Origin of the sequence: Oceaniserpentilla sp. 4NH20-0058 (assembly GCF_040371755.1) — a bacterium.
Taxonomy (GTDB): Bacteria; Pseudomonadota; Gammaproteobacteria; order Pseudomonadales; family Oceanobacteraceae; genus Bermanella.
This window is the reverse complement of sequence record NZ_BAABWE010000006.1, coordinates 184,331-197,294: the sequence shown is the minus strand read 5'-3', so window position 1 is coordinate 197,294 and position 12,964 is coordinate 184,331. Positions and strand designations below refer to the sequence as shown.

General features: G+C 41.8%; 9 protein-coding genes and 1 pseudogene. 1 reads left to right on the top strand and 9 read right to left on the bottom strand.

The features are described 5' to 3' along the window. Nucleotides 1-64: 64 nt before the first annotated feature. The 6 genes and pseudogenes from ABWV45_RS09950 to ABWV45_RS09925 all read right to left on the bottom strand — a co-directional run. Nucleotides 65-466, bottom strand: a complete 402-nt coding sequence (locus tag ABWV45_RS09950) for a hypothetical protein (protein ID WP_353351189.1) — start codon at nt 464-466, stop codon at nt 65-67. Beyond that, nucleotides 447-875 carry a hypothetical protein gene (locus ABWV45_RS09945; protein WP_353351187.1) on the bottom strand — a complete coding sequence of 143 codons (429 nt, stop codon included), beginning with the start codon at nt 873-875 and terminating at the stop codon, nt 447-449. The genes ABWV45_RS09950 and ABWV45_RS09945 overlap by 20 nt, the downstream gene beginning before the upstream one ends. Before the next feature lie 61 nt (nt 876-936). Beyond that, complete coding sequence (locus ABWV45_RS09940) at nt 937-1,533, bottom strand: hypothetical protein (protein ID WP_353351185.1); 597 nt, start codon at nt 1,531-1,533, stop codon at nt 937-939. Further along, entirely contained in the window at nt 1,530-3,392 is a 1,863-nt protein-coding gene (locus ABWV45_RS09935; RefSeq protein ID WP_353351183.1) for an RHS repeat domain-containing protein, read from the bottom strand. Before ABWV45_RS09935 ends, ABWV45_RS09940 begins: the two co-directional genes overlap by 4 nt. An 18-nt stretch (nt 3,393-3,410) precedes the next feature. After that, nucleotides 3,411-3,821 carry a hypothetical protein gene (locus ABWV45_RS09930; protein WP_353351181.1) on the bottom strand — a complete coding sequence of 137 codons (411 nt, stop codon included), beginning with the start codon at nt 3,819-3,821 and terminating at the stop codon, nt 3,411-3,413. A 3-nt stretch (nt 3,822-3,824) separates the two neighbouring features. Beyond that, nucleotides 3,825-5,024, bottom strand: a pseudogene (locus tag ABWV45_RS09925) (RHS repeat-associated core domain-containing protein); the annotation flags it as partial. 159 nt (nt 5,025-5,183) lie between these two features. Here ABWV45_RS09925 and mutS point away from each other — a divergent pair. Beyond that, on the top strand, nt 5,184-7,841 hold the full coding sequence (mutS, locus tag ABWV45_RS09920; RefSeq protein WP_353351179.1) for a DNA mismatch repair protein MutS: 2,658 nt from the start codon (nt 5,184-5,186) through the stop codon (nt 7,839-7,841). 69 nt (nt 7,842-7,910) lie between these two features. Here the strand turns inward: mutS and ABWV45_RS09915 are convergent, their stop codons facing one another. The 3 genes from ABWV45_RS09915 to ABWV45_RS09905 all read right to left on the bottom strand — a co-directional run bounded on the left by ABWV45_RS09915 (nt 7,911) and on the right by ABWV45_RS09905 (nt 12,926). Then, a complete protein-coding gene (locus tag ABWV45_RS09915) occupies nt 7,911-8,993 on the bottom strand; it encodes a hypothetical protein (protein ID WP_353351177.1) in 1,083 nt (360 codons plus the stop codon). A 366-nt stretch (nt 8,994-9,359) separates the two neighbouring features. Further along, nucleotides 9,360-11,252, bottom strand: coding sequence for a B12-binding domain-containing radical SAM protein (locus ABWV45_RS09910; protein ID WP_353351175.1), 1,893 nt, complete (start codon nt 11,250-11,252; stop codon nt 9,360-9,362). A 579-nt stretch (nt 11,253-11,831) separates the two neighbouring features. Continuing rightward, nucleotides 11,832-12,926 carry an MBL fold metallo-hydrolase gene (locus tag ABWV45_RS09905; RefSeq protein WP_353351173.1) on the bottom strand — a complete coding sequence of 365 codons (1,095 nt, stop codon included), beginning with the start codon at nt 12,924-12,926 and terminating at the stop codon, nt 11,832-11,834. Nucleotides 12,927-12,964 lie beyond the last annotated feature (38 nt).

Genomic DNA, 12,964 nt, shown 5'->3' with positions numbered 1-12,964 from the left:
TGAAATGAAAAAGTATACATGCTAATTTTTTGATGAGTCCAGCTTGATGAAAATATAAACGTTATCATTTTAATATTGCTTCGTGACCTGTGTAAGCACGAGTGGTGATGCTGTTATTAAAGTCGATTAATTCAATGAGCGTCATTTTTGACCAATCGGTGGCATCACGACGATTACCCCATAGGTCAAAACTCATCTCTTGTACGATGTCGCCTAGAGCATCGGTGACCATATCCACTGAGCCAAGATGATCTTTGTGCAAGTAATGAATGGTTTCGGTTGTGATGCTATTGGTGGTTTCAATCGTGATCACAGCACCGCCCGGCAAGTAACGTTTGATTTCTTGTTTACCATCCGAGTGTGCAATTTTTTCAACACTGCCAATGTAGCGCGTGGGTTTATCGAATACGCTGTATTCAATGTTTTTACCCTTGTAGTTGCGGATATTACCGTTGGCATCGATCAAACGGGTTACCGTTATCCACTGTGTGTAAACGGTTATTGAATACACCTTGGCTTTCGTATTGATAGTCGTAGGTGTCGTTAAAGTTTTTACCTTGTAAGTTACCAAAACCATCGTATTGATAGGTGGTGGTGACTGTGCCTAAGGTATTACTTAAGTCAGCACTTTCAATGCGGTTAAGGGCATCGTAGGTAAAGTTTTCAACTAGGTGTTTGCCACCACTGAGTTCTTTTCGTTCTTCTAAGTTACCTAAGGTATCCCATGAGTATTCTAGGTTTTGGATTTGGCTGAATAAGAAACGTTGCGCATAAGACTTAATGCTTTCAATACGGCCTGTGGCTTCATTAAAGCTTTGTGTAGTCACTACGCCGTTACCAACACGTTGTTCGGTAACGTTTCCGCGTAAGTCCATTTCTAATACGGTATAGAGTTCGTGTCTTGGTACTTCGTTAACGATAACAATCTATTATGTACTAGATCTCTAGTTCAACTGATTGAATCCATTTGCCATCATAATTAAATAGAAATTTTGTAGAAGACATAGATGAAATTAAGATCGCGATACTCAGTTTTCTTCTATCAATTTTTTTTGAATCAATTACCACATCACTATCAACAAACTTAAACTCTTTAGTATCTAAATCAACCCAACCATAATAAAGTGTCATTCCAAACAGTCCCACACCATTGCTTATCAAATCTTTTACTTTAAAACTCTTAGACTTAGCTTCTTTTTCAGCATAAATATAAAAGTAATCGTAATTTTTTATAAGACTATTAGTATCTTTCCAGTCAATTTCAACTGACATGGACTTCTTCTTTCTTGCCAAAAAAAACACACTACTTTCAACACCTTTTTTAACAACAGGATCAAGTACAAAACTTGATCCATAACTTCCGTATGGGTTGATATTGGGGAATTTATCACCATAGACAAATTCCATACCCATACTTTGTGCTAAATCATCCAACAACCCTTCAACTTCTTTATCAGAAGAATCAGTTTCACAAGCCAAAGTAAACGGAGCCATTAAATAAAAGGTTAATATTATAACTATAAATTTATTCATGGTTTAAAATTCCTAGGCAATTGTAAATGATAATGTCTATCACTGTAGTGATGTGGCATTGCATTTGGGTCAAATATCAAGTTTGTTTTATTTACAGATTGACTTACAACGTTTACAGGTACAAGCTTTCCATTATTATATTTTATCCGTAAGTCTACAGCATCTCCTCGAACATGAGCTTTACCTGATTTCCCTATATAAGAATCATCTGTACTTGAATATGCTTTACCATCTGCTCCAATATACCTATCACCACCTGTAACTTTAAATTGAAATTTATCTGTTCCTAATTCTTCCACTAAATCGGAATACAAGTCAGCAACATTATCTCTGAGCGCATCATTATCCAATACATATCCATCTGGATTCAATTCCCTTCCATTTACTTTAATTGAATACTTATTTTTTTCTTGCTCCCTCTCCAACGACGCATTCCCATTCATCGCCTGCGCCAATGCAGCCGTCATCGCACCATTTCCGAACTTACCACCGGTTAGTTCTGATGTTGTACCACCCACAATAGCCGCTAGGGTAATTCTCGTTGCATCTGCCACAAATCCTGTGTCATTTGACATTACTTTATTGATATTTAAACCTTTAGCAACCCCTGCACTCACAAACCCATGCCCGAACTTACCGCCTTGCAAGACGGACATCACGCCACCTGTGGTTGCATGGGCCAGTACATGCTGCCAGCTACCTTGCATCCCTGAAGCGGCTGAGAACACATCTCCTATTTGAGCAAAGGCAAAAGACGACATTGCTGATAACGCACCTGCTTTAAATGCCTGACTTGAATCCCCTGTGGCAATATAGGTTGTTGTAGCACTCATACCTGCAGCAAATGATGCACAACCAGCAGTACCAACGGCCGGAATAGAACAAAATGCAATGGTGATAGCCGCTTGAGCCACAGGATCATGGCTTAACCAATTACCAAACTGCTCAATACTATCGCCTAATTTATCCAAGAAGAAACCACTTGGGTCAGTAGCATTTAACGGGTTGTTTTTAAGGTAAGTGTAGCGTGCATAGCCTTGTGTATTAGTCACACCATCAATGAACGGGTCAGCCTGAACAAAACGAGCCAATGTTGGATCGTATATCCGGCCGTTCATATGAATTAGGCCCACTTCATCTAACGCTTCGTGACCCGTGTAGGCACGGGTGGTGAGGCTGTTATTAAAGCCGATTAATTCGATGAGTGTCATTTGCGACCAGTCGGTGGCATCACGACGATTGCCCCATAGGTCAAAACTCATTTCTTGTACGATATCGCCTAATGAGTCAGTGACTATATCCACTGATCCTAGATGATCTTTGTGTAGATAGTGGATGGTTTCAGTTGTGATGCTATTGAGTGTTTCAATAGTGATCACTGCGCCACCGGGTAGGTAACGTTTGATTTCTTGTTTACCATCCGAGTGAGCTATTTTTTCTACACTGCCAATGTAGCGTGTGGTTTTAAAGCTGCCATCACCAAATTGATCTAAACGTTGATAGCGGCTGCGACCCGTACCGTATTTAAATTGGGTAACATGTCCGTTAGCGTTTATACGCGTGGGTTTATCGAATACGCTGTATTCTATGTTTTTACCCTTGTAGTTACGGATATTACCGTTGGCGTCGTAATCAAACGGGTTAGAGTTATCCACAGTGTGCAAACGGTTGTTGAATACACCTTGGCTTTCGTATTGATAGTTGTAGGTGTCGTTGAAGTTTTTACCTTGTAGGTTACCAAAGCCATCATATTGATACGTTGTGGTCACTGCACCTAAGGTATTACTTAGGTCAGCACTTTCAATGCGGCCAGTGGCTGCATTGAAAGTTGTGCACTTATGTATACCAAGCGAATTCACTCACCACCTAATGAGTTATTATTTTTTTAAACTGCGTTTTATTAGCCTATCGATAGAACACTTATTATTTACACCTGAACAGACGCTAATAACTAATTCTTTATCATTTAAACTTAAAATTTTAACTGAGCTTAATCCATTACTGCCTAAGAAATTATACTCAGAAAAAATCTCACGCTTGGTAAATGATATTTCATTATTGCCAATATAAAACCTCCCTTTTTCAACAATAGGCAGCTTAGGATCAAACCCATAACAATCATTTAATATTTCGTAAACACCATTCTTTCTAAATAAGATTGAATATGGGCATCCCGTATTCTTTTCAATCAAGCTCCAATCACCAACAATTGAGCTTGCTTGAGTGGAACACCCAAAGCATAAAAAGATAGAATAGAGTAAATAATTAAATCTTAATACTTTCTTCATTTATCATTTACCGTTAAAAAAATAAGGTGTTGGATTAACTAATCTTCCTTCCCTATAAACTTGTATATGAACATGCGGAGTTACTCCAGAAGAATAAACTTTTCCAGTCTCAAAATTCACAAGCTCATTAATATTCGTCAAAGAACCAATTGTTTGCCCAGACTTCACATTAGTTGAAGACCAATTAGTAAACCCAGCAGGAGCTTCTAAATATAACATTCGAATCTTGTCTATACCTAAACTGTTATCAGAAGGGACAATATCAACTATTGGGTAACCAGTAGATGCCCCCTCAAAATATGTAACCTTACCGTCCACAGGAGATATTATTAACTGTTCATTTTCAGCCGATAAATCTAATGCAAGGTGCTCCCTACTTCCTCTACTTGCCTTCCATGATCCATCACCTTCGCTATCATTGCGAATTTCTCCACCTGTTGGATTAATTAGTTTTTTAGCAATCTCATCCTGAGCTTTTTCCCCATTCATCGCCTGCGCCATAGCCGCAGTGATTGCGCCGTTTCCGAACTTACCACCTGTTAATTCAGAAGTCGTGCCACCTATTAACGCAGCCAATGAGATGCGTGTAAAGCGAGCCGCAAAGTCTACTTCTCCAGTCATGATGCGGTTCACGTTTAAACCTTTAGCAACCCCTGCACTCACAAACCCATGCCCGAACTTACCGCCTTGCAAGACGGACATTACACCACCCGTGGTTGCATGGGCCAGTACATGCTGCCAGCTTCCTTGCATCCCTGAAGCGGCTGAGAACACATCTCCTATTTGAGCAAAGGCAAAAGACGACATTGCGGATAACGCACCCGCTTTAAACGCCTGACTTGAATCCCCTGTGGCAATATAGGTTGTCGTTGTCGTCATACCTGCAGCAAATGATGCGCAGCCAACGGCATTAACACCTGGTGTAGCGCATACAGCAATCGTAATGATCGCTTGGGCCACAGGATCATGACTTAACCAATTACCAAACTGCTCAATGCTATCGCCTAATTTATCCAAGAAGAAACCACTTGGGTCAGTAGCATTTAACGGGTTGTTTTTAAGGTAAGTGTAGCGTGCATAGCCTTGTGTATTCGTCACACCATCAATGAACGGGTCAGCCTGAACAAAACGAGCCAATGTTGGATCGTATATCCGGCCGTTCATATGAATTAGGCCCACTTCATCTAACGCTTCGTGACCCGTGTAGGCAGGAGGTGATTGCTATTATTAATAATTGGTACTAAAAATCAGTGCCCTACCTTCCCCGTCACTGTTTAACTTGTCAACCCTTACCCATCCCCTAATATTGCCGTACAATTGCCCGCTTATATCCATTATTTAGCATTAAAAAAGAGCAGTCCTATGGCCACCAGTAAAACTGCCCCTAAACCAATTAAAAGCGATAAAAATCAAGAACATACACCTATGATGCAGCAGTACTTAGGCATCAAAGCGGAGCACCCTAATCAGCTGGTGTTTTATCGCATGGGGGATTTTTACGAGATCTTCTTTGACGATGCTAAGAAGGCTTCGCGCCTGTTGGATATCACCCTTACCGCCCGTGGTAAAAGCGGTGGCAAGCCTATCCCTATGGCGGGTATCCCGTATCATGCCGCTGAAGGGTATATCGCCAAATTGGTGAAAATGGGTGAATCCATTGCGGTGGCGGAGCAAATTGGTGACCCTGCCACAAGCAAAGGCCCAGTTGAGCGCAAGGTGGTGCGGGTGATTACACCGGGCACGCTAACCGATGAAAGCTTTTTGGATGAACGCCGCGACAGCTTATTGGTGGCAGTAAGCAGTTATAAAGATGGTCGCAGCGATAAGGTATGTCATGGTATTTCATCATTGGATATCAGCTCTGGCCGTTTTACGGTAATTGAGGTACAAAGCGAAGAAGCCTTACTGGCCGAGATCGAACGTTTGCGCCCAGCTGAACTGCTGCTCAATGAAGATAAAGATTACCCAGAATCCTTAAGTAAGCGTGCTGGCAGCCAAACTTTACCAGCATGGGAGTTCGAGTTTGAAACCGCATTTCGCTTATTAACCACCCATTTTCAAACCAAAGATTTACATGGCTTTGGCTGCCAAGACTTTAAACAAGCCATTGAAGCGGCTGGCTGTTTGATTCATTACGCCCAAGAAACTCAGCGCACCGACTTACCTCATATTCGTATGTTATTGGTGGAACAAGCCGATGACGCCATTGTGCTAGACGCCGCTACACGCAAAAACCTAGAGATCGACGTGAATCTTAACGGTCATACCGATTTCACCTTGGCTTGGGTGCTGGATAGAACCGCCACCGCCATGGGTTCGCGTTTATTGCGCCGCTGGTTAAACCGCCCACTGCGAGATCAAACCACGTTAGAGCAACGCCAGAGTGCTATCGGTGCCATGATATCAAGCTACGGCTATGAAGATATTCACGGCATTTTAAAGCAAATTGGTGATATTGAACGCATCTTAAGTCGTGTGGCATTACGCAGTGCGCGTCCACGAGACTTAGCCCGTCTACGTGATGCTCTGGCGGTACTGCCGGAATTACAAAACGCCATTCATGCAGTGGATAATGAGCCCGTTGCCCAGCTAGGTAAACGCATTAGTACCTACCCAGAAACCGTAGCTACTTTACAAAAAGCTGTAATTGAAAATCCACCTGTGGTGATTCGTGATGGTGGTGTCATCGCAGAAGGCTTTGATGAAGAGCTAGACGAGCTACGCGGCCTTAGCGAAAACGCTGGTCAATTTTTAATGGACATAGAAGTGCGCGAAAAAGAGCGCACCGGTTTAAGCACCTTAAAAGTGGGTTATAACCGTGTTCATGGTTACTACATTGAAATTAGTAAAGCCCAAGCAACCGAGGCACCTACCGAATATATTCGCCGCCAGACTCTAAAAAATGCCGAGCGGTTTATCACGCCGGAGCTTAAAGAATTTGAAGATAAGGCACTTTCCAGTAAAAGTCGCGCGCTGTTCCGTGAAAAAGCCTTGTATGAAGAATTGGTTGAATCCCTTGCTCAGCAACTGGCCGAACTGCAAGACACCTCAAGCGCCATTTGTGAATTGGACGTACTGTCAAACTTAGCCGAGCGAGCCATTACTCAACAATACGTGCGCCCGCAATTAAGCCAAGAGCCGGGGCTGAATATTGAGCAAGGTCGCCACCCTGTGGTGGAGGCCATGATCGAAGACCCGTTTGTAGCCAACGATGTAAGCTTTCATGACAAACGCAACATGCTCATCATCACCGGTCCGAACATGGGTGGTAAATCCACCTACATGCGCCAAGTGGCTCACATTGTATTACTGGCCCATATTGGCAGTTATGTACCAGCGCAGGCTGCCAATATTGGCTTGGTGGATCGCATCTTTACCCGCATGGGTTCCAGTGATGACGTGGCCGGTGGCCGCTCTACTTTTATGGTAGAAATGACCGAAACCGCAAACATTCTGCACAACGCTACCGAGCACAGCTTGGTATTAATGGATGAAGTGGGGCGCGGCACCAGCACCTTTGATGGTTTGTCTCTGGCATGGGCCTGTGCTGAACACCTAGCCCAGCAAGTAGGCGCTTACACCCTATTTGCCACCCACTATTTTGAAATGACACAACTGAGCGAGCAAAACCCAGCCGTAGTCAATGTGCATTTAACCGCCACCGAGCATAACGATCACATTGTGTTTTTGCACCACGTGGAAGAAGGCCCTGCCAGCCAAAGTTACGGCCTACAAGTGGCCAAGCTTGCAGGTGTGCCTAACCATGTGATTGATCAAGCTAAATCAAAACTAGTCGCGTTAGAGCAAACTCAAATTAACGACAGTCAGCAACCTGTTAAACCAATCCAAGCAGTGACTCAAGCAGCATCAGTAAAAGAACCTGTGACGTCGCCATTGCAAAGTGACATGTTTGCCACCTCTCCTTCTAAAGTTGAGCTGGCGTTACAAAGCATGAACCCAGATGACTTAACACCAAAGCAAGCACTTGAGATGCTGTATCAGTTAAAACACGATTTATAAATCTGCGCTATATCAAAACCAAAAAGCCGATTAAACGTGAGTTTAATCGGCTTTTTTCGTAATCTATTTTTATGAGAATTTTAAACTCTTACGATGAATAGAATTACCCTTCCACATAATACCTTCCATGTAGTAATGGAATAAACCACAGAAAATAATGATCATACCCATGGTGCGATAGCCAGCAAAATAATCAACTAAAGCTGCGATGACGATGGCTAGAATCGGGTTTAAAAAGCGAGGTGGAATTTTTAAGAATGATAAAGAACCATAAATAAAGTTTTTATATCCATTAGCATTACGATTTTGATCATGCCCTGAATAAATCATAAATGCAGTAATATCGTGAATCACACGGGGCATCAAAATTACAAAAACTGAATAACCCATTTCTAAACAAAAATAACAAGCTATCACCATGGCAATATTGCCAAATACATAATAACGACCCAACTTTGTATTGGATGACAAACCGATCTTCATCCCTGCAATAGTACTTACAATCATCAATAATGCCGCGATGTATAGCAATACGTCCGCAAGTGGAAGTGTAAATACCGTCATCTTATATATGTAGCCTTTCATAAAAACATGTATATACAAAATGGTTGCAACTAACACACTACTCCAACGCCAAAACTGATAATTAAGGTTAGCCGGACGCTGCATCATCATTAAAGATAATCCGTATTGTTGCGACATAACGTGGTACATAGTGTAAATAGCTATAAATATTAAAAATAAAGTCTCAATTCTAAACGCCACTCGCCCGGGAAATAGGCTCATGGTAAAAAATATCAAACCCATGAACGCGGTAATTGCCAGTAAAGAGTAAGTTATGTTCTTTTTATAAACGCCCAAATATTCTTTATCTGCTAACGTAATAAAGCTAGAAACGATATGAGGAAAATTAAAAAATATCGCCCAAAATGCCCATTCTACTGGATGTCTTGGTAGTGCTTGTTGCATCATGCCATTTAATAAAAAATGATCGATCAGTACAAATAAAACACAGACCGGAACCACAAGGTATAAAGCAAACAGCCATTTTTTATTATTTTCATATAGAGTATTCATCACCGGTTTATTTGGTGAGTTACCTTTCAAATGCTGATCCGCATCAGCAGGGAAGTTCATGGTTGTAGACGTCATATAAAGCCTGAAATTGTTATTAGTCCGTACAAACAAAGTGCCCTCTTTAATTACACCTCGAGAGTCACTATTAAAAGTCGATCAAACTGCGTAGTGAATACGATATAGAACCAAGGTACCACTTAACTCCCTCACAAGACATATAACAACAAGGAATAAACAGGTAATTTATGTGTGGATTTTTAGCGATGTGATTTACAGCACAAATAGCAGGGAAAAGCATGAGACGACAGAAACCAGAAAGCCCAGTATTGGCTGTTTTTAGCTAACTCTTTTTTAAAGAGATATTCAAGAAAACATAAAAAAGGGCAGAGCGTTATAGCCTCTACCCTTTCTTAAGTTTATATCTAATGTCGCTAAAATTATTTAGGCTTCTCTGTAAAAGACTTTGGCTTCTTTAGCTGCAATTTTGGCAACGGCTTTATCGGCTTGTTCTTTCACACCACGGGTCTGCTGATACATTTCCATGCTTTCATAATCATCCACCACAACAGGGGTGATGGCCTCGTCTATGTAGCCTTTAAATGATTTACTTAGCCACATTTTACGTGCGGTTCTGGCCAAGCTAGAAGCTGCAAAGCTAATCGTCAGTGTTGATTTAATTAAGCGCCAATACATTTTTGGGTAAAACACCAGTGGGTGCTCTAATGGTAAACCTTCTCTACGCTCTTTTCGGGCAACATAACGTATAAAACCCATATCGTAAGAGCGAATACCCGTTACTTTTGTGATCACGCCAAATGCGGTTAACAAGCCAGATAAGGTGTATTTTTTATTACTGCCTAAAGCAAATGCACGTTTAATCACGCGGTGCATGTGTTCTTTGGTGTAATAGGTATCCCAAACAGCTTTATATAGGCTGTCTAACTCTTCGTCGGTCATTTTCGGGTGATGAGTAACACGATGGGATAAATCGAATTTGTTTAAATCCGGATCCATCCACTCGCCTTTATCCATCATGTCTTTATGATCCATTGAACCAGGCAGTGGCGTTAAGATAGACGGGTTAAGAATATCAATTGGCAGCTCACGTTTGATGATTTCAATATCACGAATCACAGATTCATAGGTGTCATTTGGAAAGCCGATTATATAGGCCCCCCAAATAACCACTGGATGACGTTTCCAATCTAATAGCATTTGACGATAGTCAGTGATTTTGTTTTGACGTTTTTGAATGCTTTTTAAGTTATCTGCATTAATGTTTTCTAAACCGATGAAAACATTATCCACCCCTGCAGCCACTGCTTTATCAATAAAATTAGGAATTTTATGGGCTTGGGTATCCACTTGAATGAATAGCCTTAGCTTAATGCCTTCTTCTCTTAATAAGATCAAACGGTCAAATAAGGCTTCCCAGTATTTATTACGAGCAAAGTCATCATCGGTAATGAATATCTTCTCAAGGCCTGCATCCCAAGCTTGGCGAGCCAAAGCTTCCAAATCATCGGCGGAACGAGAGCGGCTGGTACGACCCTGTACATTAATAATACAGCAAAATGAACACTGGAAAGGACATCCACGACCTAAATCAATGGTGCTAATATTATTAAAATTACGCTTAACTAAATCCTTAGGGAGCACAGGCTGGGGTTGTTCATCTAACGAGACCATGTCACTTTGGTAATCATACAAAGGCTGTAAACTGTTATCCCAAGCATCTTTCACCACAAAATCGAAACGTCCGGATTCCGCCTCGCCAGCAAATAACGAGATGCCATGCTTTTGTGCGTCTAACAATTCATCGGTTAATTCACCGATTACACTGAGTATTCCACTTACATGAAAGCCGCCGATACATACCGGAATTCCATGCTGTATAAAGCGTTTAGAGACATCTACGGTGCGAGGAAATTGATTAGTCTGAACCCCAGCCATGCAAACGAGTGCTCGTTGGCCGGCATCTCGTAAAGTCTGAGCGAGTTCTTCAATTTTTATAACGTCACACGCTTCATCAAACGTTGATACGCGTATTTCTACGTCTTCCCCTAATATTTTACGCTGGGCCACGTCCAGCGCGAGTCCGTTCATGCAGGCTAATGAATTAGAGGGTATTGAGGAGCGCAGCCACTGAATAGGGTAACCTTCGTCATCATAGCGCGTCGGTTTAATCAACAGCAGGTGGAAAACCTGCCCATCAGACGGCGTTGTATCCACCCGACTATTTGCGGTTAGAGTGTTTCTTAACCAGCCAAAATCCCCTAATTTGAATTTCGCTGCACTTTTAGAATAACCGGCATTACTTTTTTGCGGCTGCATATTAACTCACTTTTAACTTAGTTTTAATGTGCCCGTAATGCCCATGTTAGGGGGAAGGCTAATGTAATTATTAACAAGGAATACTCTATAGTTATAAGGGTATTCCCTACTGGTCATTTTTTGGCTGATTTGTAGGCTAATTCAAACATGAGAACTAGGCTGAAATCGTCATCATTATACAAAGGTTTTAAAATATGAGACAAGCGTTCTTATTGCCTTTTGAGATTAATGAACACTTACTTATTTGATGCTCGTTTAGGATAGGCATACAGAGGGGGGGGGATAGTGGAATCGTGCTTAATCGGTAAAGTGGGGAGATAACCAATAAAAAAGGGCAGAAGCTTGTGGCTTCTACCCTTTTCATTTATCACCCTAGGCGTCATCCTGACTGGTCATCCTGACCGTATCCCTAACACATCCTTACGCATTCAATTGCATTTTAAGACATCCTGTCTTTGATCTTCCTTGTGGGTTATCCCTAACCTTTGACTTTAAAAATAGTTGGCTTTATTCCTTTAGCAAGTCATTTCGCGCCAAGATGAATAATTAATCGTCTTCTTATGCCATAGGCAATAATTATTAGTCTTTTTGAGCCATCTTTTGACTCTCAAAGGCAGGTTGCCACCATTTTTTATACTTTTTAGGTTCTGATAACATTACCTCTTCCCCCATGATAGGGGTTTGTACTAATACTCCCTGCTTTTCGCTAAGCTTACTCACTTGCTCTAATGGATCAGACCATCCATGAAATGACAGCTTGAAAGTGCCATTGTGTACAGGAAGCATGGCTTTACCCTTTAAATCTAGGTGGGCTTGTACGGTTTCTTGAGGAAACATATGTACCTGCGACCAATCTGGATTGTAAGCCCCATTTTCTAAGATGGTTAAATCAAAAGGTCCGTATCGCTCGCCAATGGTTTTAAAACCGTCAAAGTAACCACTATCACCACTGAAGTAGATATTATGGCTAGGTGACTGAATAACCCAAGAACTCCATAATGTACTATTTCGATTAAACATGCCTCGACCAGAAAAATGTTGGGCGGGCGTACTAATGAATTCAAACCCGTTAAATTGCTTGCTTTGCCACCAATCTAACTCATGGATATTTTCACTGGGTACGCCCCAATCACGCAGGTATGCACCTAAACCTAAGGGCACCATGAAGTGCTGTGCGCGCGTAGCAAGCATCTCTATGGTGTCTTGATCTAAGTGATCATAATGGTCATGACTAATCACCACAGCAAATAAATTTGGTAGTGACGCAATATCTACAGGTACAGGGTGGAAACGCTTAGGGCCTACCCACTGCACTGGACTGGCCCTTTCAGAGAAAATTGGATCTGTAAGAATATATTTACCCGATAACTTCAGTAATACTGTGCTGTGGCCTAATCGATAAGCCACATCTTGACTCTGTTGAGTCAGAACATCGATTGCTAGGGTTTCATAGGGAATTAAACCAAAGGCTTCGGTATCGGGTGCATCATCGGTTATGAAGCGTTTTAAAATGCCAAAGAAACGGCCAAGGTCAGCTTCTATAGGGGGCAGATTAGGGTTATAAAAGCCCTCAGCCGACGTATAGTGATCACTTTGCCAATGACGCTGAGCCTGACCTGCACACGCAATGGTCAGCATTACAATGGCCATCAGGCCTATTATCTTACGCGTCATGCTCTGTCCTGCTTAACATCGAAACTGTGTGAAAAAGC